The following is a 21,661-nucleotide window of genomic DNA, read 5'->3' on the forward strand; positions in this document are numbered from 1 at the left end:
ATTCCACCTATCTCGAGACACTCCGAATGACTGCATCCTCCTCCCTGGACACGGCGAACGCGGTGGCCAAGTCCATCGACACGCTGGGTATCGTTGGCGCGGGCGCCATGGGCCGTGGCATCGCCCAGATCGCCGCACAGGCCGGTCTGCGTGTGAAGCTCTACGACACCAACGCGAAGGCCGTACAGGCCGCGCTAGACACCTTGCGCGAGACCCTCGACAAGCTGGCGGCCAAAGGGAAGATCGACGCGGCAGCGGTCGACGCGACGATGGGCCGTTTGCACGCCTGTGCCGCGCTGGAGGATCTGGCCGATTGCGACCTCGTGATCGAAGCCATCATCGAGAAGCTGGAGATCAAGCGCGACCTGTTCCGTTCGCTCGAAGCCATCGTGTCGCCCGACGCGATCCTCGCGTCGAACACGTCGTCGCTGTCCATCACCGCCATTGCCGCCGCTTGCGAGCGCCCGGCGCGCGTGGCCGGTTATCACTTCTTCAACCCCGTGCCACTCATGAAGGTGGTGGAAGTCATCGACGGCCTGCGCACCGCGCCGGAAGTCGGCGACGCCCTGCTCGCCCTGGGCCAGCGCATGGGCCACACGGCCGTGCGTTGCAAGGACATGCCGGGTTTCATCGTCAACCACGCCGGCCGTGGCATGAACACCGAAGGCCTGCGCGTCGCCAGCGAAGGCATCGCGAGCTTTGCCGATATCGACCGCATCCTGCGCGAGCAAGCCGGTTTCCGTCTGGGCACGTTCGAACTGCTCGACCTCACTGCACTCGACGTCTCCCACCCGGTGATGGAATCGATCTATCACCAGTTCTACGAAGAAGCCCGCTTCCGTCCGTCGCCGATCACCGCCGTGCGTTTCGCGGGTGGCCTGCTCGGACGCAAGGTCGGTGAAGGCTTCTACCGTTATGTCGACGGCAAGCAGCAAGTCCCCGCGGAAACCCCGGCCCCGTCCACGCTGCCCGCGACCGTCTGGGTCAGCCGTGCCGACACGCGCGGCTTTGCTGCTGTCGTGGAATTGCTGGGTGCTACGGGCGTCACCATCGAAAACGGCGATAAGCCGTCGGATACGGCCCTGATCGTCGTCACGCCACTCGGCCTCGACGCCACCACCTGCGCGGTCGAGCAAGGGCTCGACGCCACTCGCACGGTCGCCGTCGATACATTGCTGCCGCTCGCCGGTGCCAAGCGCCACACGCTGATGACCACGCCGGTCACCACGCCCGAAGCGCGCGACGCCGCACACGCGTTGTTCGCCCAAGGCGGCACGCCGGTGACGGTGATTCGCGACTCGGCAGGCTTCGTGGCCCAACGCGTGATTGCGACCATCGTGAACATCGGTGCCGACATCGCGCAACAACGCATCGCCACGCCGGGCGACATCGACCGCGCCGTCACCCTCGGCCTCGGTTACGCGAAGGGCCCGCTCGCACTGGGCGACGCCGTCGGCGCACGCCAGTTGCTCACCGTGCTGCGCAATCTGCAATCGTTCTACGGCGACCAACGCTACCGTCCGTCGCCGTGGCTCACGCGTCGCGCGCAGCTCGGCGTGTCGCTGCTCACCGAAGAACAGTGATCCGGAGGCCCTGACCATGAGCGCCGAACTGCTTGCCGAACGCGTCGACCAGACGCTGGTTCTCACGTTGTCCAACCCGGGTGCACGCAACGCGCTGCACCCGGACATGTACGCCGCAGGCGTCGAAGCCCTCGCCACCGCCGAGCGCGATCCGTCGATTCGCGCGGTCGTGCTCACCGGTGCCGACAACTTCTTCTGCGCGGGCGGCAACCTGAACCGTCTGCTGGAGAACCGTCAGAATGATCCGTCCGTGCAAGCGGCCAGCATCGACGCATTGGCCGAATGGATCGAAGCGCTGCGCTCGTGCCCGAAGCCGATCATCGCCGCGGTCGAAGGCGCCGCGGCGGGTGCGGGCTTTTCGCTGGCATTGGCTTGCGATCTGCTCGTCGCTGCGGACAACGCCAAGTTCGTGATGGCTTACGTCAAAGTGGGCCTTACGCCCGACGGCGGCGGCTCGTGGTTCCTTTCGCAAGCGCTGCCCCGCCCGCTCGCCACCGAGATTTTGCTCGAAGGCAAACCGGTCGCCGCCAGCCGGCTGGCTGCCGCGGGCCTCGTCAATCGCGTGGTCGCGCCGGGACAGGCACGCGCCGAAGCGCTCAACTGGGCGACCGATCTTGCGCAGTTATCTCCCAATGCCGTGGGCCGCATCAAGTCGCTGATCGACAGCGGCGCGAGCGAGACGCTCACGTCGCAGTTGGGTGCCGAGCGCGATAACTTCGTCGCGTCGCTGCATCACGCCGATGGGTTGGAAGGCATCACCGCGTTTCTCGAGAAGCGGCCTGCAACTTACCGATAGACTGTCGGTCATTGCCCTGGGGCCTGTTCCACTGAGCGCCCCTAACGCACGCTTCGGAGACAGTACGCATGAGCACGATTGGACGCCTCGGGCCCGACACCGGCCCACTCGAATTCACCCCGCCGAACCGCCGCCGCATCTATCTGATGCGTCACGGCGACGTGACGTACTTCGACGACAGCGGCAAACCCATCGACGCCGACACGGTGCCACTCAACGAGAATGGCCGCGCGCAGGCAAGCGCCGCCGGACGCGCGTTTGCGGCGGAGAATATTCGCTTCGATCGCGTCATCGTCAGTGGCCTGCCGCGCACGCGCGAGACTGCGCAGCGTGTGTTGGCCGAGACCGGACAGCCAATCGATATCGAAACGTGGACTTGCTGGCAGGAGATTCGCTCAGGCAGTCTTGCGGACTTGCCGCCGAGCGAAATCGCACAAGCGTTCCTCGGCGCCTTCGACGGCCTGGTGGCTGAAGACACGCGCTTCATGAATGGTGAGTCGGTGCGCGAACTGCTCGACCGCGTGGTACCTCCGCTCGCCGAGCTGCGTGCCGACAAGTCGTGGGACACCGTGCTGCTCGTGCTGCACGGTGGCGTGAACCGCGCGATTCTCTCGCACGCGATGCATCCTCTGGGGCGTCTCTTCATCGGTCAGTTGGCGCAGACGCCCGCATGCATCAATGCACTCGATGTCGGCGACAAGCCCGAAGACTGGGTCGTGCGCCTGATGAATTTCGCGCCGCCGCAGCCGCTGCATCGCGATAACCGGTTGACCGTCATGGAGAAAATCTTCGCGTCGTTTATTCGTTCGCGTCAGCCGAAGTAAGCACAGTCGCCGTCCCACCGTCGCACCGGAAATGCAGGAGACAGCATGGCCGAGGAGCTTGCGCAGGACTTTTCCGCTTTCGCCGGCGAGCGTTCGCTCGGCGATTCCCCGCCGTTCGACGCCGATGCACTGGCGCAGTGGCTCACTGCCCACATCGACGGTTACGCCGGGCCGCTGCGCATCGCGCAATTCAACGGCGGCCAATCCAATCCCACTTATCGGCTAAGCACCCCCGGTGCGGAATACGTGCTTCGCACCAAACCCGCACCCGCCGAAAAATTGCTGCCGTCGGCCCACGCGATCGAGCGTGAGTACCGCGTCATGCATGCGCTGGCGCAGACCGACGTTCCCGTCGCGCGCATGCTTGGCTTGTGCGAAGACGAGCGCGTCATCGGTCTCGCGTTCTACGTGATGGCCTATGTGCCCGGGCGCGTGCTGTGGGACCCGGCACTACCCGGCATGTCAGCGTCAGAACGCGGTGCGATCTACGACGAAATGAATCGCGTGATATCCGCGCTGCATCGCGTCGACTACCGCGCCATCGGGCTGGACACCTACGGCAAGCCCGGCGACTACATCGCGCGGCAAATCGCACGCTGGAGCAAGCAATACAGGGCTTCCGAGACCGAGCCGATCGAAGCGATGGATCGTCTGATCGAATGGTTGCCCGCCCATGTGCCGACCGGCGACCCCGAGCGCACGACCGTCGTGCACGGCGACTTCCGGCTCGACAATCTGATCTTCCATCCGAGCGAGCCGCGCGTACTCGCCGTGCTCGATTGGGAGTTATCGACGCTGGGCGACCCGCTCGCCGACTTCAGCTACCACTGCATGGCATGGCACGTCAGCCCGGGTGTGTTTCGCGGCATCGCGGGGCTCGACTGGGCCGCGTTGGGCATCCCCGGCGAACGCGACTACGTGGCCCGTTACAGCGAGCGCACAGGCATCGCACGCCCGGCGCAATGGCACTTCTATCTCGCGTACAACATGTTCCGTATTGCGGCGATTCTGCAAGGCATCATGAAGCGCGTCGCCGACGGCACGGCCGCGAGCCAGCAAGCACTCGATGCAGGCAAGCGCGCTCGGCCAATGGCCGAACTCGCGTGGCAATACGCACAGAAAAGCGATTGACGAGACCACTGGAGCACAGCCCATCTCATGGATTTCAGCTATAGCCCGAAAGTCGAAGCGCTGCGCGCGCGCCTGAGCGCCTTTTTCGACGAACACATCTTCCCCAACGAACGCCGCTATCTCGAAGAGATCGAGATCGCTCGCCGCCAGGGCGATGCGTGGCAACCCTCGCAGGTCATCGAGCGCCTGAAACCGCTCGCGCAACAGGCTGACTTGTGGAACCTGTTCTTACCCGACTCGGGGCGCGGCGCAGGGCTCACCAACGTGGAATACGCGCCGCTGTGCGAAATCATGGGCCAAGTGCCGTGGGCGCCGGAAGTCTTCAATTGCAACGCGCCCGACACCGGCAACATGGAGACGCTGGAGCGTTACGCCACCGACGCGCAAAAGGCACAGTGGCTCGAACCGCTCTTGCGCGGCGAAATCCGCTCGGCGTTTCTGATGACCGAACCCGATGTGGCATCGTCGGATGCCACCAACGTGCAATGCAGTATCCGGCGCGACGGCGACGACTACGTCGTCAATGGCCATAAGTGGTGGTCGACGGGGGCGGGCGACCCGCGTTGCGCGCTTTACATCGTGATGGGCAAGACCGACCCCGAGGCGCCGAAGCATGCCCAGCAGTCGATGATTCTGATACCGGCGGATACGAAAGGCATCTCGCGCGTGCGCCCGCTCACGGTCTTCGGCTACGACGACGCCCCGCACGGCCACATGGACATCGTGCTCGACGACGTGCGTGTTCCTGCGAGCAGCATGCTGCTCGGCGAAGGACGTGGCTTCGAGATCGCGCAGGGCCGCCTCGGCCCGGGCCGCATTCACCACTGCATGCGGCTGATCGGGCTGGCCGAACGTGCGCTCGCGCAGATGTGCCAGCGCACCCTTTCGCGCGAGGCCTTCGGCAAGCCGATTGCCGCACAAGGTGTCACACGCGAGCGCATTGCCGAAGCCCGCTGCCTGATCGAGCAAGCACGCTTGCTCACGCTCAAGGCGGCGTACATGATGGACACGGTCGGCAACAAGGCCGCACGGGCGGAGATCGCGATGATCAAGGTGGTGGCGCCCAATATGGCGTGCCAGGTGATCGACTGGGCCATTCAGGCCCACGGTGCGGCAGGCTTGTCGGGGGATTTCCCGCTAGCGTATGCGTACGCGAGCGCCCGCACACTGCGCTTCGCCGATGGCCCCGACGAGGTGCACCGCGACGCCATCGCCAAGCTGGAACTGGCACGGCACACGGCACGAGGCTGAGCGCGCGTGGGCACGGGCGGGCCGGTCGGCGGCAGGCCCGCGCGTTCTGTGGTGTAATTTCCGGGTTTTGTCACCCCAATTACCCCTTTTCGTCACCGTGCCGAGCGCATGTGCTGTGTCGATGCGCTTCCGACGCCCTTTGATTTCGAGGAGCTGCAATTGATTCAGGTCTATTCGTGGGCCACGCCCAACGGTCATAAAGTCCACATCATGCTGGAGGAATGCGGGCTGCCCTACCACGCCCACGCGGTCGATATCGGCGCGGGCGACCAGTTCAAGGAATCCTTCCTCGCCATTTCGCCGAACAACAAGATCCCGGCCATCGTCGACGAGGAAGGCCCGGACGGCAAACCGATCTCGCTGTTCGAGTCGGGGGCAATTCTGCTGTATCTCGCGGGGAAAACCGGCCGCTTCCTGCCCGCGAACGTACGCGGCAAGTACGAAACGCTCGAATGGCTGATGTTCCAGATGGGCGGCGTGGGGCCGATGCTCGGTCAGGCGCACCATTTCCGTATTTACGCACCCGAGAAGATCGACTACGCCATCAAGCGTTACACCAACGAAGCGCGGCGTCTGTATGGCGTGCTCGATAAGCGTCTGGCCGATCACCCGTACGTGGCCGCCGACGAGTACACCATTGCCGACATCGCGATTTGGCCGTGGCTGCGCTCGTGGAAGAATCAGGGCGTGGAGCTCTCTGACTTCCCGAACGTGCAGCGCTGGTTCGAAGCCATCGAGGCGCGTCCGGCCGTGCAGCGCGGCATCAAGGTGCTGGCCGACGCCCGCAAGCCGTTGCAGGACGACAAGGCGCGCGAGATGCTGTTCGGCGCGACACAGTACGCGCGGCGCTGACCGTTGTCGATAAGTGCCACAGGCCCCGGCGCGGGGCCTGTGGCGCGACAAGTCGTTTACACTTCGAAACAAGGTTGACGAATCGTGAGGTATCGCCAAGGCGACGGCGGTGCTAATCTAGCGAAAATTTCCCGATGTTTGCTTGAAATGAGCGGCGCCGGGTGCTGTTCTTCTGTGGTGGTTTTCAGTTCGTAATTCGCATTGCCCGCCGTTGGCTTTTGGAAGATCCGGGAGATCCACATATGTCAGGCAAATTCGAACTCAAGCGCAGTCCCAACGGTGAATTTCACTTTCACCTGCTGGCCGACAGCGGCCATATCATCCTGTCTTCCGAAACCTATAAGGCGCGCGCCTCGGCGCAGAACGGCATCGAGTCCGTGCGCAAGAATTCCGGCGAAGACCATCGTTTCGAGCGCAAAACGTCCACCTCCGGGCGCCCCTACTTCGTACTGAAGGCGCGCAACGGCGAAATCATCGGGCAAAGCCAGATGTTCTCGTCCGCCGAGCAAATGGAAGACGGCATCACGCAGGTCAAGCGCGATGCCCCGGCGGCTTCGGTGAGCGATTTGTCGCATTGATGTCGAGCGCAATCGCGGAGGCCCCGGTCGTCACCGAGGCACTCCCCCGCACGCGTCGCATCACTTTTTCTGCGCTTTGGTGGTGAGTTCTATCGACCATTTGTCGGCACCGACAGGGTCGTCGGTACCACAGGTCGTCACAACAATGCCCCCCTCGACGTGGGTGACCGCCCAGACACACATACTCCAGCTACCCAATTGCCCGTTTCTGGCCAGGTAGCGCAAAGGTTCTCCTATGGCTTCCGGTCTGGGCAGCAGATCCACGAACCAAGGCGAGGTGTCCGACGAGAACGCATATCGCATGAACGGGATGAAATTCTTCTCACGAGGCACCCACGCGGCATACATGGTGCGTTCCGCGTCATTTTTCTCGAAGAACATCTGATAGGCGTTGCCATCGGCGCACGCCGCCAACCTCATGCGATTGCCCATTGCAGGATTGCCTGTCAGGCACATATCGGGATATGCCCGAGAGCGAATTCGGAAAGGCCCATCGGGCAGCAGCATCGACACTTTCACGCACGACACCTTGTCCACAAGCTGACCGCTCCGATATCCGTCGGCAATCAGCACATCGTTGCCCGCGCCATCGGTCAGTCGCGTGCCCACCGATTTGCCCATGCTCTGCTCGACACTCGTGCTGGCCACACTCCCGATCGGCCCGGCACCGTTCTTGAACGACACCACGTAATTGGCATGAGGCTCCGAGCCGTTGCACGACGGTGCATCGTGGAATTCGATCGCCATGCCTTCGTGGGCACCGGTGATCTCGAAGGTGTAGTACTTGTCGTTGTCGCAGTTACTCGTGTCCTTGAAATTGATCGTGCCGCCGTCGTACAGCGAGAAAGAACACTTTTGGTCGCCGTTTTTGTTGTGCATCGTAATCGTCGGCAGCGCGTAGTTCGTCGGCTGTGTACTGTTCGTCGACTGCACCACCGACTGACATGCGCCGAGCAATCCAACGCTGACAATCAGCAAACCCTTCAACGCGCGCCAAAGGCCGTATCGCATGGTACTGGTCATGATGCCTCTCCCTTGCCCGTGTCTTGCGCGGGATTGATGACTTCGAACGACAGCCACGATGCGTTCTGTCGACCGCCTTCGTGAAACCCGATCTCGTATTGGATAAACAACCGCGAGCCATGCTTGAGCGGCTTGAGCCATGAGGCAGGCACCGTCGTGAAGACCCCTTGCGCAGCCTCCGTCGAGGTGACGCGATGTGCGGTGCGCATGTGGTGCAGGTATTCCCCCGACTGCCCCGCGCGCTCCCCATCGCACCAAAACCAGAGCTGCTGCCCCTCAAAGGCCAGATGCCAGCGCGGCAGATCGACGCGCATGCCGTTGGGTAATTTGTCTGGCTCGATACGATCGCTACCGGCGAGGTCGGGCAATTGCGGCGTGGACATGTCGAGCAAATCGAAGGGTGTCACGACGAGCAACAACGCCTGCGAATCCGTAAAGTCGCCGCCACGATCCACCGTGTAAGCCACGTTGACTGTTGTCCCCACGTTCGCCGCCACCAAAAACGGCGCAATCTCGAACGACAGGAAATCGGGCACCGTAGTGGGCACCGTCTGCCACGCCGTGTCGATGCTGCCCGCACCGCTCGTGCCGTGCCAGTGCACCTGCACGCGTTGCCCCGCACGCATGCCGCCGTAACGCACGTGCACCGCCGTGCCACTCAATGCGTTGATCGGGTTAAGCCGTCCGTCCGGTGCGTCGGACACCAATGGCGGCACCAAGTCCAGCGGCGGCAATAGCACCACCTGAATCGTCTTGTCGATCGAGATGCCGATCACGGTACCGTCGACCTTCTCGCACCGGTAAGCGAAGTTATGCTCGCCTTCGGACAACGCACGCAATACGTCTCCCGGAAAGTGCACGGGGATGGGGATGTTGACCTTGTCGTCCTCCGTCAACACGCGCGCCATCGACGGCACATCGTGCCCGTCGATCATGAAAAACAGACCGTCGCCAGGTTCCGAGTTTTGTGGGAACACCCGAATCCGAGCGGGCACCTTATTGTCGTTGGCAGCGAGATACGCCTCGCTCACGCCATTGGCTTCGACCTCCTCGTCGAACAGCAATGGGAAAAATGTGGCTTGCGTCATAAGAACTCACCTCCCGAAGCGCATGGCAAGTACCCCGTCAGTACATAAACTCGACAGGGACCTCCGCATGGTCGCCGAACGTCCGAATCCCCGACGCCGCACCGGGTACGGTTTCCGCATTGGCCGGCGCCCCACCGGTGCGCACACCGGGCTCAACGCTGGACAGGCCGACGGGTAACGCGCTGGTGACACTGTCGACGAAACGCGGCCACGTTGAACTGATCTTTCGGGACCGTGCCATCGGTGTAGTCCGGTCCAACGTCCGGGGGCTGTGGCCACGCGTGGCATCCAGCGAATTCGCGCGGCCGCGTCCAATATCGGATGCCTTGCGCACCCGACGGAGTGCGAGCGGGGTCGCCCTGCCCTGCGCCGACATCGAACTGCCACGCCGGCTCGCGTTCTGGCTTGCTCTAGTTACGGCACCGGCATCCAACCTTGTTTTGGTCAGCGCTCGATACGTACGGAGCACCCCTTTCCAGCCTGCCGCCATCGACCCCAGCGTCAAGATGCCGCCCGCGAAGGCGAGCTTCGCCGCCGTTTCATGATCGCCCGTCGATCGGACCCCGACCGAGGTAGTCGCCGCGAGCGACCCCATCGCGCCTAACGTGACTTTGGCCGCTGCGTACACGGCGGTGGCGACGGTCGTCCCCTTGGCCACGGCCAGCGCAGTCGCACTTCCCGCAGCCACCAATCCCATCTGCCCCAGCGCCGCCTTCGCCGTCACGGCAAGCGCAATGCCCACGCCGGTGAGGCCGCCCGCCGTCATCACGCTGACGGTGATCGCCGCCACTGAGACGGCAACGCTCGCCACAATGCTCAACCAACTGGCAAGGTGACCGCTGGGGTCTGTCGCATTGACCGGATCGATGCGCGCATACGGATTGATGCCTCCCCCATCGAACGGCGAATAAGTGTCGGGCACGAGGAACCGCGCCAACACCGGCGAATACATCCGCGCATTGCCCAGCCATAGCCATTGCGTCGCCGGATCGAGCGTCTCGCCATCGAAGGCGGGCACGCCGTCGAGCGCAGCATTCGTCTCGCGAAACCCCGAGGGGGAATAGACCACCACGCGCGCTGCCTGCGCATCGTAGGTTTGCATCACGCTCGCTTTTTGATCGACGGCGTAGACCCGCAACGCGCCAGACTGATCGATGTCACCCGCGCCGCCGCCGAGATATACACGCGACAGCGCGCCGCGAATCTCCGTGACCAGCCGGTTCTCGCGAAACACGCGCTCACGGGGTGGCTGCCCCGTCGGTATCACGAGGCATTGCTCGTCGAGCCCGTTGTAACGGTAGGTGGCAAGCGCCGTGTCACCGCGCGATACCGAGAGCACCTGATCGAACGCGTTGTACTGCACGCGGTAGCCGCTCTCTGCCACGACCATCCGACCGGCGTCGTCGTACTCGAATGTCTGCACACCGTCTGCCGCGCCGTAGCCTTCGTACACGAGCGACGTGAGTTGGGTCAGGTCATCGGCGTTTTCGTAGTGATACTCGGCGACACCGGTAGGCGCGCTGGGGCCCTGATGCCACGTCATGACCCGCGTGACGTTGTCGAGCACATCGTAATCCCACTGCTGGAGTTCAATTCGCCGTGACGGGTCGTGGGGATCGTGAGGCGCTGTCTCTGCGCCGACTGCGGAGTACAAGATCAACCGTCCGCGCGCGTCGTATTCGAAGTGCTCGACCAGCATCGGCTGCGCACCGAGCTTGCGCTCACGCATGGAGATCAGGTCCAAACCGTCGTACTGGTGCCCGATGGAAAACGCCGGATGCCCGGGGGCCACATATTCGCGCAAGGTTTCACGGCCCGCGTCGTCGTACGTGAACGTCGTGGTCAACTTGCGTTGGCCCGCCTGCGTCACCCATTGCTCACCGACGCGGCCCAGCGCGTCGTAAATCATCTCGACGGTGACATCGCCACAATGCACGGTGTCAAGGCGGCCGGTGTCGGGCTCGTATTCATACTTATGCTCGCGCCCGGTCACGTCGGTGTAAGTCAGCGGCGCGCCCTGTACCGACCAGGTATGGGATGCGCTGCGCGAGGTATCGCCTTCGCGCCATGTCTCGCTGAGCAGGTTCCCCGCGGCGTACCGCATACAGGAATAGTCGCTTTCCGGCTGCCCGGTCGTCTGCCTGCGTGCGTGCAACAACAGCCCAGAGTGCTCGTCGTAACCGTAGTCGGTGAGCACCCCGCCGTTGGCACGGCTCTTCACGTTCGACGGCAGCGACGGGTTGACCTCATACGTCACGACCTCGCCACCGGGAATGTGCGCCTCGCGGGGTTGGGTGCGATCGGCATCGAATTCCCACGTCGTCGTGCGGCCCCCGATCGTCTGCGAATGCACGCGCATCAGACCGTCGAACTCTCGCTGTCCCAGATCGATACCGTTCACGCGAATCGAGGCGACCTCCTCGCTGTCGGCATGCGGCGCATAGCCGGTCTCGATCACATCGCGCGTCGACAACGTGGTCTGCACCACGCGATCGGCGAAATCGTAGGTGTACTCAGTGCGGCGCGCACGCGTATCGGTCTCGCTTGCCAACCTCCCGAGTCCGTCATAGGTGTAGGCCGTGCGGCTGATCAACTTCCCGTCCACCGTGTGGCGCTCTTCCCAATCCGCCGCTTCGAAACGATTCATCTGTCTCGTCACGCGAGCGCTGCGCGTCTCGCCCGCCGACGTCCAGCGCGTCTGGACCCGCGTAATCGGATCGAACTCGGTATGCTCGATCAACGCGCCCGGGCCTTCCACCGCCACCTGCTGTTCCCAGTTGTCGTAGTGGAAAAGCGTCTCTACGGCGACAAGCTGCGTGTCGTGCAGATCGCTCCGCACCTCGCGCTGCGCACGACCTAACGCGTCGTAGTCGATACGGCGCACTTCGACGTGCGCCCCCTGCGCCACATCGGGGGCCTTGCGCGTCTCGCGCACCAACTGGCCGGTGCCCTCGAAATGCTGCGTGACGACGACCCCCGACGCGGTCGTGGTCGTCTGACTCACGTCGCCACCGGTCTGTCCTGCGAGCGAAAACGTGTGCTTGAGCGTGGTGGTGTATGCGCTCTCGCCGGACTTCGGCGTGATGGTCTCCTCGACCACGCGGCCGAGCGCATCGCGCACGAACGTCACGATTTCGTCGCCGTTCTCGCGCTGCGTTTCCTGTCCGGAAATCACCGATTCGTGCCGGGTCGCGTGACTGACGGTGTCGTCGAAATCCGTATAGGTCGACTCGTCGGTGATCAGAGTGCCGTCGTTGACGTCGTAAGCGAATTCCGTCGTGATGCTTCGCCCACCCATGGTCTCGACCTGCTGCCATAAGCGGCCGTGCAGCAGCAGCGAAAGCACGTTGTCCTCGTACTCGTACGTGATCGTCTTCTGCACGCCATCAGGCGTTTCGAGCGTTTGCTGACTGCATTCGAGATAGCCCGGCGCAGACGGTGCCATCGAAGGCAACAAGGCATATCGGTAGCGGGTGGTAACGACCTCAGCCTTCGTGTTCGTCTTTCGCTCGATCACCGCCGACGGCACCATGACCGTCGTCTTCACGGTACGGGGTGTGGTCCATATCGGGTCGGGAGGGCAGCCGTCCTCGCCTGCCGGTGCGTAATAGGTGGTGCGCTCTGCAATACCGTCCGGCCCCATTTCCTCGGTCGTATTGCCCCACGCGTCATAGGTGTACGTGGTGACGTCGTCGCGCGACACACCACCGCGGCGATAACGCACGGTGCGCTGCTTGATCAGGCCGACGATGGCGGGCTGCTCGTACCAAGTCTTGCCCGGCTCGTCGTGGAAATCGGACAAGCGGCTCTGTTCGCAATCGCCTTCGGTGCGGCGCTCGATACGCGTGGCGTGGAAGCGATCGTATTCGCGGTAAATCGCAACTTGCGCGCGCCCGTCGGCATCGAGCTTCGATTCCGTACTCGAATAGCGATAGTCGTGCGTGACCTTGTACAGCGCGTCGAACGCGTCCTCCCAGTCGACACCGGCCTCGAACCCCAGAAAGTTGTGTGTCGAGTAGGTGTAGGTCGTCACGCGGTGCGGTTGCCCCGCCCCCGGATCCATCACATGGCGCACGACGTAAGGCAGCCGCTCCGGCTCCGTGTCGGGGAGTTCGCCAAGACGCAGTGGAAACGAGTGTCCCCTTTCTTCATAGACGATGGTCTCGACACTGCCTGTCGGCGAACTCACCTCGGTGAGCATCGCGAGATCGGCGCCGGTGAAGCGGCTATAGCGAAACCGCCATGCCACTTGTCCGGGTATCGGCAGTTCAATCGCCGTCACCAGATCGCCGGAGAGCAGCATCCGAAAGTCGATGGCGTTGTCGCCGGGTCCGGCCACCGTAATCGTGGCCGCCTGCAAAGTACGGCTGGCGCGCAGCAATTCTCGCTGCTCATGATCGGCAATCGACACCAGCATGGGATGCCCTTCGAAATGCTCCCATGCCAGATGGATCGAGCGGCCCTGCGGCGAGATGATTTCAATCGGGACATAAGGCGATAGCGGTTGGCTGTCGAACCGTTGCAACCGCTCGCGGCGGCCCGAGCGGTAGGTGATCGTGACGACGTCGCCCGATTTCTGGGCAACGAACGTCGGGAGCTTCATGTCAGGAAACTCGATCCGATTGTCGTAAATGATCGCCAGTTGCGTCTCTCCGTCGGCCAGCGACAGGCGCTTCGCATCGGGACTCAGTCGGCTCATCCCCCATGACCAGCCTCGCCCCAGGCCCACGTCGGCGTTTTGCAAGGCATCGAAGCTTAGCGACAACGCAAGGTCCGGCCCGGTCAGCGCATTCATCGCCAGTTTGGGCAACGAAACCCGCATGTGGTAGGTGCCGGTGCGAGGATCGACCCCCTTATCGAGATAACTCAGAAAGCTCTGCGCACCCGAGTAAAGTGCGCCGCCATCGGCCTGCGACCGTTCTTGCCGCGTGTCTGTCATCGCGCCCCCCTGTTGTTGTGGGTCAGAAGGCAGTCAGGCTTGACTGAGCGTCAGCGCATCGCACGCGGGGGTGATCGCGACGCGCACGCGATAAGGCGTACCGTACTGGTCGCGCAACAGGTAGGTGCAGCCTTGACCATTCGCACCGGCCTGGTACGGGCCAAGACTATTGTTCGACACGAACGCGATGGCACCGCATGCGTAACGCGGCCAGTCGTTCTTCGAGACCCGATAGTTGCCTGTGAATTGCTCTTGGGAATAGATGAATGGCGATGTCGGCTGAGGGTCGTCGGGCGGCACGGCGTAGCCGCAGAACGCACCGCTTTGCGAGTTAGGGCTAAGCCATTTGAACGTGCTGGCAAAGCTTGTGGGGGCGACCTCCATGGTTTTGATCCCCTGACGTGCCCCGCTCGGCAACACGATACCCAGGTAGTAGATCGTCACATCGACGTTTGCACCGATGCTGAACTTGTATGACTGCTCCCAGTCTTGATTCCACGCCGAAAAAGGCGGGTTGGCCGGCGCGACGGGAATAAGGTCAATCTTGCCGTCGGCGCTGTTGACTTCTGCCGAGAAGAACTCTCGGTTGTTTTCCAACTTAATGCGCCCACCGATGGTTTTGCGTGCATTGGCGGAGTCGGCCGTCTGCACGTAATAGTGTTGGAATTCGGTGTTCTTGGCGTGCCCATGCTCGATTTCCAACCCGGGAGCATAGAAGTCGTAATTGTTCCGCTCGACCGTACAGCCCCAAGTGCCTTGCGGCACGGGAACATTCTGCGCCCCCTCCTCGATGACAGGGATCAACTGCTTCGTGTTGGCATCGAGGACGGTGAGCGTATCGAGTTCGTCGCGCGACAGCTGCGCGTCGGAGACGATCTCGAAATCGAGCTTGATCTGGCAGAGTCCGTTGTTGTAGGTCCGCTCCGACCCGGAGGCAATCCTGACCTTGAACACGGTGATGTTCGTCGCACGCCCTTCCGACTTCGTATCCATGACGCACCTCGCCTGGTTGGCAACATGCGGCCCATGTTACGAGCGTCGGCAAACGGCACAACTGTCAACGTTGACAGGTCACCCGCGTCTGGCGGGTCTGGGGGGCTGCCTCGTCCGGCCGAATCAGTTCCCCCGCTTCAGATACATCCCCGTGCCGCGGAACCGGCACACTTCCTCGCCGTGCTGATTGGTTGCCGTCCACAGCTGACGCACGATGCCACGGTCGGGTTTGCTCTTGGATGCGCGCACTTCCAGCGTGCTGCTCGTCACGTTGATCGTGTCGCCCGGGCGCACCGGTGCGAGCCATTCAATTTGCTCCACGCCGGGTGAGCCCATGCTCGACGAGCGCACGAGCAGCTTATCCACGTTGAGCCGCATCATGATGCTGCATGTGTGCCAGCCGCTCGCCACCAATCCGCCGAAATGGGACGCACGCCCAGCCGCTTCGTCGACGTGAAACGGCTGCGGGTCGAACTGACGCGCGAAATGCACGATCTCGTCGGCAGAAAACGTGTACGTCCCGAGATCGAACGTATCGCCGACGGAAAAGTCCTCGAAATAGTATTCAAGTGTCGCCATGACAGTCTCCTTTTCGTGAGTGCAGATAAGCGAAATCGCGTGGCAGCGCAGTGCCGGAAAAGGCCACTTTACACCGTTACCGGGCGCCTACCCGATGGCGCGATGAGCGCTTTCCGATAGCGGGTATTGTTTCCTCGCCCGCACCATCGATCCACCACCTCGCCGCCCCGTCATTTCGCCTCTCACCGCTTCCGCCGCCAAGTTATGATTAGTAATACTAATTTAATTGCAACGCAATCGACGTCGTCTCCAGCACCTATCGCTCCGCCCGTCCCACAACTCGCACTACCCGCTACGGCGCCGGCCGATTACCCGACGTTCCAGACGTTGCTCGCCAAGCTGTCCCCCCAAGATGCGACCGCATGGGCCGCAAGCATGGAACAGGCTTGCGTTGCCCATCCGGAACTTCGCGTCAGTCTGCTTCTCACGCTCACCCGCACGCCGCTCGCCGAAGTTGCCGAATTCTTGAGCATGGAAAACGACCCCATCGTTCAGGCGCTCAACGACCGCGCCGATCTCGCAGACGGCATTCTCGACTCGTTGGCGCGCGCGCTGGCGGAACGCCGTCCGTACGAGACATTGGCGGAGATCTTCGCGCGTGTCGCCGCCCCGCAAAACTTGCGCAGCATTCGACGCTCGCAAGCGCGGTCTGAAGCGCTCATCGTCGGCAGTCTCGAAGACACGCCACGGGAGACAGGCAGCGATTGGAAGCAACGCGTGAAGCATGCCTTCATGTGGCTGTGGTTGTCAGGCTCCGGTCACGATCCTTGGCGTGAAGACCGTGATTACGAGGCGATCGCCCGTGCGCTGGCAGACGACGTAACGTCGGGTCCGAAACATCCGGCGTGGCGCAAACACGGTCTCGTCGGCACATTGACGGGCCTCCTCTACGCGCTTGGGGGTACGTCGCGTCGCGACGCGCCTGCGCAAGTTTCGCGAAGCGATGACATCGGCCGAGCCATCGGCGCTTGCCTCGATTCCGTTGTCGCAGGCGTTGCAGAGGCGATCAATGCGCCTTTGTGGGCCGATCCGTTGGCCTTCCCGGCGGCAGAGGGCTTGGTGGCGAAACCGGCAGTCACCTTGGCACAGGTATTGCCCCGCGAGCGCCGGGAAGTGAGCGCTGCCCCCCCAGCCCTGCGTTCGCCGTTGGCATCGTCGACCACGAGCCAACGGCTGACGGATCTCGCCATTGCACAGACGGACAGACACCGGACTCAGCAGGAAATCAGCACATTTGTCGCCCCGATCACGGACTGGCGCCAGCGCGTCAAGGCCGAACTCGTCAAAGCCGTTGCAGACCGCGGCGCTCCCTTCGATTCGGATCGGTGGTTTCTGAACCGGTTCAAGTACTTCACGCATCCGAGCACCCTGGCGCCCGGCCAATGGCGGCGCACTGGCTTCGTAGCATCGAAGACACTGACCGACGCCGGTGTCGAGCGTTTGGCCGCGGGAGGAACGCTGCCCGGCGCCGAAGCCGAGTACGGCATCTATCGGCTCAACGCGCCCGACCACTCTCCCTATCTGCCATCGGACGAATTGGCATCACTGAGCGTGACGCAATTCGTAGACGACATGCAGGTCAGCCGTGAGCGGCTGCTCGACACGCTCAAAGGGCTTGCCTCTCCTGATCGGCACACCGCGTCTGAAGTGACGCTGTATAGCCATTGGAGAAACATGCTCGACGAGGACTCGAAGCTGCTTTTCGCTGCCGGTCAGCTCTCGCGCACGGGATTGATCCTGGCACAACTCGTCATCTTTGCCCCGAGCGCCGCCCTGCGCGCGTCATCCGATACCGATATGGTCGACATTCAGGGCTACCGGTTCGATGTCGGCGTGCCCGGACAGCAAGGAACAATGCAGCCCGGTGGCATGTTCGCGGTATCGCAAACGTCCCGCAATACGACGGGTGCCAGTGGCCGGTTGATCGTGTACGTCGCAGGCAGTTCGGCACCGATCAAGGAATACATATCGCTGGAAAGTCTGACGAACGATCTGTTACGCGGCAACGAATCGATCCTCTATAACGAGCTGGTGCAGCGGTTGCCGTTGACTGTCTCGCAGCGTTGCGTGAACGGCGCGATGTGCACAATTAGCTTCACGGAGACCGGCGACGATCTGATTCAGATGTCGCTCAACGCCGCCTTCGGTATCATGCATCGCGAAGCGACGGAGGCGGGCGGCGAAGTGCTCAGCGACGATCGGGGTCAAACGTGGACGCACTGGCTGGCCGGTGCGTCCTCGGCAGCCTTCGAAAGCGAACTCGCGGCGTCCCCGGCCAAAGGATATTCGGACGCCCTCCCCACCGAGCAGCGGTTGCGCATTCGCTTTAGCACCGCACAACAGGTCCGGGATGTGGTGGATCTGCGCACCACCATTGCCGGGGCGCTGCCTGACGTCATGCACGGCGCGGCGCGATATGTCGCGCAGACGATCAAAGACGCCACCGGTGTGACGCTCGACCCGGCAACGGTATATATCCATGTCTACAAGATACGGGAGCATGCGGGGCCGCTCGGCAACCCGTCGTGGCAGCCCGTGCAAGCGTGCGGGACGATGACGCTGACTCAGCTCGTCATCGATATCGCCGAAGGTAAGCGGCCGATCGTATTTCCCCCAAACACGGACGGCATCTTCTCGCTCGATGACAACCCGGTCGGCGCGCGTTCGCTCACGCTGGGCAATCTGACACCGGCGCAGTTGCTCTTGCGCATCGACGCCGAGGCGTTCGTCGCCGAGCAAACCCGGGCACTCGATACGTTCTGGACTGCGCGTCAGCACGACGTACGGACGGTGCTGAAGGCATCGTTCATCATCGATGCCTTCACGCAGTTTCACGCCGTCATATTAGGCCGCGAGGGGGCAGACATCGCGCGCCAGATTGCGCGAATGCCGAACCTTGAAACGCTCGACCTGGACCACTTGTCGGAGAGCTTCACGCCCGACGGTGCCACGGTGGTTGCCGCATGGTTACGTGTCGGCTCGGCGGTATCCGACATTCAGGAATTTACCGACAAGCAGACGGGCTGGATCCTAATTTGGTCGCCGCGTTTGCTGAACACGAATCTCAAAGCGTTTGCGAATCGGCGGCAACTCAACGATTGGCTGAGGCAGCAAGCCCTCACGCCGGAAGGACGCGCGCGCCTGCTGAGTTGCTTCTCACGTGCGGATCGTCAGGGCGAAAACGGCACGACGCTCGTAAGCCTATTGACGCTCGCGGGTTCCAACTCGCCGCTGGCGCACCTTATCTCTCGTAGCGTGCCCATCGCTGGAGATCCCTTCACGGAATTTGTCCGCGTGTTTCGTCAGCGCACGAGTGAAGAGATCATCCACCCCGTGACCGCCGTCGAGGAAGCACCGATCACCCGGCTGTTGCACACGCTCGCAGGCATCAACTGGTTGACCGGGCTCGGGGCTGCGTTTCGCATGCCGGTGCCCGGTCTGATGCCGGTGAATTTGGCGTTGTCGGGCATCAACGTTGTGTTTGGGGGGGCCGCAGCCTTACTGGGTGACGAGTCCGCCAGCTCGGCGGGATGGGCGTCGCTGCTGACCGGCATCGCCGGTGGCATTCCCATCGGCTGCTATTACCGAGCGAGTACCGTTGTACAACAAGAGTTGTTGCCATTCGTCGACCGCACGCCGCTCGCGCGGCTCAAGCGCCTGATGCCGAACTTGTATCGCGGAGAAACAGGGTTGGTGGTCACCTCGGGAGATACGCGATTCGCTATCGAGTACTACCCCACCGAGAAGACTTGGCGACTGACCGACCCCACCGGCGTTGCCAAGCCGGGGCCGACGATCTCGCAAACCTTCGGCTACGAGTGGGTGTTCGAGTCGGACGTCATGGTCTCGGAGACCGAGCCAGCCATGATGACTTCGGTCTTTCACGAAAATGTCAGCCGCGAATTCGTCGATGTGCAATATCGCGCCAGATGCGCGGCGTTGGCCAACTCCGCCGACGCCGCCGAGCGCACGGCATACATGGCGGGCAAGCAGGAGGCCAGCGCCAGCGCGTTGAAATGGGACGCGACGTACCGTCCCGCCGATTTGCTCAAGCTCGATTTGATCAGCCTGGACCCGAGCGATGCGAAGCTGGCGGGCATTCTGGCCCGTAGAGTCGAAGACGCTCTGCGCTTCGAAGCCTCGCAGCGAGCCGCCGTCAATGCTCGCCTCGTCGCCGAGCAAGTCCGGTCTGCCGGGGGAAAATTCGAAACCTTCACGCAAACGGCCTATATCAACAGCAACGCCGACGGTCATACGGGCTTTTGCCTGCCCATGACGCGTGCCGTGACCGCCGCGCTGCACATGGGCAAGGAAGACGCGCTCATCGGCAACATTCTGGGCGCGATCGACGCGCCGAAATCCGAAGCCGCCAACAAACTTCGCGACAGCCTCGTTGCGCTGCATTCCAACGTCGCCGCGCGAAAGCTCGAAATTCCGCTTCGCGGGGTGCGACTGACCGACAACGCGATGACCCTCGACGAGCTGTATCGACTCTTTACCTCGGAGCACACCGGCATGCAGTCGTATCTGATCAAAACGCGCGCGCATGCTATGTCGGTCACGCTCGGGAGCAGTGCGTCGTGGTTCTACGACGCCAATTTCGGATTGGCGAAATTCGGAACGTCACAGGCGCTCGCCTCGGCGTTCGTTCAGCACTTGGAGAACGGGGGACTTGGCAGTCTTTATCAGGCTTACGGCAGCCGGAACAACATGCTCTTTCTGGTCGATAAGCTACAGACGCACCTGATGCGCCACATCGAACTGAAACCGGGTGTGTTCGTGAACGATATGCTCGAGCCGATGTTCAAGACCGGCGTGCCACCCGCCAGCGTATGAGTCGTCAAGAAACCGCTATTGCAGCGTTTCCTTCGCCCCTTCGGGCATCGGCAGTGCCATGACGTCGATGCCTTCCTCGGCCAGCGCCTCGGTTTCTTCGCGCGAGGCGATGCCCCGAATATTGCGTTCGGGGGCTTCCTGATAGTGAATCTTGCGGGCTTCTTCGGCGAAATTCTTGCCGACGTCTTCCGTGTTGGCGATGACGTGGCGCACTGCCTTCATCCACAGCGATTGGATCTGCCGTTGGGCTTCAGCGACTTCCGGCGGCAGTGGCGTGTCGCGCTTTGCCGCCGGTGCGGCGGCCGCCGTGTTCGATGCGGTATCGCGTCCCGTCGCACCGGACAGGTTCAGGCGCGGCGCCGACGGCACGCGCACGATGCCCGTGTCGCCGCAAACCGGACAGGCGACCAGCCCCCGGGCTTGCTGCGACAGGTAATCGTCCTCCGAGCCGAACCAGCCCTCGAAGGTGTGCTCGTGCGCACAACGCAAATCAAAAACCTTCATGACGCGATACCCCAACCGTTCAACGCAGCGGCGAACGCTCGTTCGGCTGCCAGACGCCGGATATTACCTTTTCCAGCCAGAACGCGCCGATAACCGATTTCACATCCGTGATACGGCCATCGCGCACCCATTGCAGCAACTCGGTCGCGGGCATCTTGAACACGTCGAGAAACTCCCCGTCGTCGAGCTTCTGCTCGCCCAGCGTCAGGTCACGTGCGAGCCAGATATCGATGAACTCGGTCGAATACGAAATCACCGGGTGGATGCGCGTCAGGTAATCCCAACGCTCGGCGTGATAACCGGTTTCCTCAAGCAACTCGCGCTTGCCGCAGGCCAACCCGCCTTCGGCTTCGTCGAGCTTGCCCGCGGGCAGTTCCGTCATCACGCGACGCAGCGGATAGCGGTACTGACGCTCCATGAGCACTTGCCCGTCTTCGAACAACGGAATCACCATCACCGCGCCCGGATGCGTGGTGTATTCGCGCACGGCCGTCTTGCCGTCGGGCAGACGCACGTTGTCGCGCATGATAGTCAGGAATGCGCCCTCGTAGACGGTGTCGCTCGTGATCTGCGTCTCTACAAGGTGCTGATCGTCAATTTGACGTTGAGTCATGAAACCCCCATGGCCACACAAAAATCTTACAAAACCATCCAAAACCATCCAAAACAAAACGCCGCCCAGCG

15 protein-coding genes are annotated in these 21,661 nt (G+C 62.6%); 8 read left to right on the plus strand and 7 right to left on the minus strand.

Annotation, left to right across the window (positions count from 1 at the left end):
- The first annotated feature begins 26 nt into the window (after positions 1-26).
- From ACPWR9_RS14485 to ACPWR9_RS14515, 7 genes are all read left to right on the plus strand, one after another.
- Positions 27-1,583 carry a 3-hydroxyacyl-CoA dehydrogenase gene (locus tag ACPWR9_RS14485; protein ID WP_426298655.1) on the plus strand — a complete coding sequence of 519 codons (1,557 nt, stop codon included), beginning with the start codon at positions 27-29 and terminating at the stop codon, positions 1,581-1,583.
- Positions 1,584-1,599: 16 nt separating this feature from the next.
- Positions 1,600-2,379, plus strand: coding sequence for an oxepin-CoA hydrolase, alternative type (locus ACPWR9_RS14490; protein ID WP_426298657.1), 780 nt, complete (start codon positions 1,600-1,602; stop codon positions 2,377-2,379).
- Between the two features lie 68 nt (positions 2,380-2,447).
- Complete coding sequence (locus ACPWR9_RS14495; protein WP_426298659.1) at positions 2,448-3,203, plus strand: histidine phosphatase family protein; 756 nt, start codon at positions 2,448-2,450, stop codon at positions 3,201-3,203.
- Between the two features lie 45 nt (positions 3,204-3,248).
- Positions 3,249-4,334: a phosphotransferase gene (locus tag ACPWR9_RS14500; protein WP_426298661.1), complete on the plus strand. Its 1,086-nt coding sequence runs from the start codon at positions 3,249-3,251 to the stop codon at positions 4,332-4,334.
- A gap of 27 nt (positions 4,335-4,361) precedes the next feature.
- Positions 4,362-5,585, plus strand: a complete 1,224-nt coding sequence (locus tag ACPWR9_RS14505) for an acyl-CoA dehydrogenase family protein (RefSeq protein WP_426298663.1) — start codon at positions 4,362-4,364, stop codon at positions 5,583-5,585.
- Positions 5,586-5,744: 159 nt separating this feature from the next.
- Positions 5,745-6,437 (plus strand): glutathione binding-like protein, encoded by a 693-nt coding sequence (locus ACPWR9_RS14510; RefSeq protein WP_426298665.1) that lies wholly within the window; start codon positions 5,745-5,747, stop codon positions 6,435-6,437.
- A 242-nt stretch (positions 6,438-6,679) separates the two neighbouring features.
- Positions 6,680-7,015, plus strand: coding sequence for a YegP family protein (locus ACPWR9_RS14515; RefSeq protein WP_426298667.1), 336 nt, complete (start codon positions 6,680-6,682; stop codon positions 7,013-7,015).
- Between the two features lie 60 nt (positions 7,016-7,075).
- Here ACPWR9_RS14515 and ACPWR9_RS14520 read toward each other — a convergent pair whose 3' ends face one another.
- From ACPWR9_RS14520 to ACPWR9_RS14540, 5 genes are all read right to left on the minus strand, one after another.
- Positions 7,076-8,038, minus strand: a complete 963-nt coding sequence (locus ACPWR9_RS14520; protein WP_426298669.1) for a hypothetical protein — start codon at positions 8,036-8,038, stop codon at positions 7,076-7,078.
- Positions 8,035-9,126 carry a hypothetical protein gene (locus ACPWR9_RS14525; protein ID WP_426298671.1) on the minus strand — a complete coding sequence of 364 codons (1,092 nt, stop codon included), beginning with the start codon at positions 9,124-9,126 and terminating at the stop codon, positions 8,035-8,037. The genes ACPWR9_RS14520 and ACPWR9_RS14525 overlap by 4 nt, the downstream gene beginning before the upstream one ends.
- A gap of 37 nt (positions 9,127-9,163) precedes the next feature.
- The gene (locus ACPWR9_RS14530; RefSeq protein ID WP_426298673.1) at positions 9,164-14,065 is read right to left on the minus strand and encodes an RHS repeat domain-containing protein; all 4,902 of its coding nucleotides are present in this window, start codon (positions 14,063-14,065) and stop codon (positions 9,164-9,166) included.
- Positions 14,066-14,098: 33 nt separating this feature from the next.
- Complete coding sequence (locus tag ACPWR9_RS14535; RefSeq protein WP_426298675.1) at positions 14,099-15,058, minus strand: hypothetical protein; 960 nt, start codon at positions 15,056-15,058, stop codon at positions 14,099-14,101.
- 123 nt (positions 15,059-15,181) lie between these two features.
- Positions 15,182-15,637 (minus strand): MaoC family dehydratase, encoded by a 456-nt coding sequence (locus ACPWR9_RS14540; protein WP_426298677.1) that lies wholly within the window; start codon positions 15,635-15,637, stop codon positions 15,182-15,184.
- 375 nt (positions 15,638-16,012) lie between these two features.
- On the opposite strand from ACPWR9_RS14540, the gene ACPWR9_RS14545 reads away from it, so the two are divergent.
- Positions 16,013-20,473, plus strand: coding sequence for a dermonecrotic toxin domain-containing protein (locus ACPWR9_RS14545; RefSeq protein WP_426298679.1), 4,461 nt, complete (start codon positions 16,013-16,015; stop codon positions 20,471-20,473).
- 15 nt (positions 20,474-20,488) lie between these two features.
- On the opposite strand, the gene ACPWR9_RS14550 is transcribed toward ACPWR9_RS14545, so the two are convergent.
- The gene (locus tag ACPWR9_RS14550) at positions 20,489-20,977 is read right to left on the minus strand and encodes a DUF1178 family protein (protein ID WP_426298681.1); all 489 of its coding nucleotides are present in this window, start codon (positions 20,975-20,977) and stop codon (positions 20,489-20,491) included.
- A 19-nt stretch (positions 20,978-20,996) separates the two neighbouring features.
- Complete coding sequence (locus tag ACPWR9_RS14555; RefSeq protein ID WP_426298683.1) at positions 20,997-21,590, minus strand: NUDIX domain-containing protein; 594 nt, start codon at positions 21,588-21,590, stop codon at positions 20,997-20,999.
- Positions 21,591-21,661: the final 71 nt, after the last annotated feature.

The organism is Pandoraea pneumonica, from assembly GCF_049918595.1.
Classification (GTDB): domain Bacteria; phylum Pseudomonadota; class Gammaproteobacteria; order Burkholderiales; family Burkholderiaceae; genus Pandoraea; species Pandoraea pneumonica_A.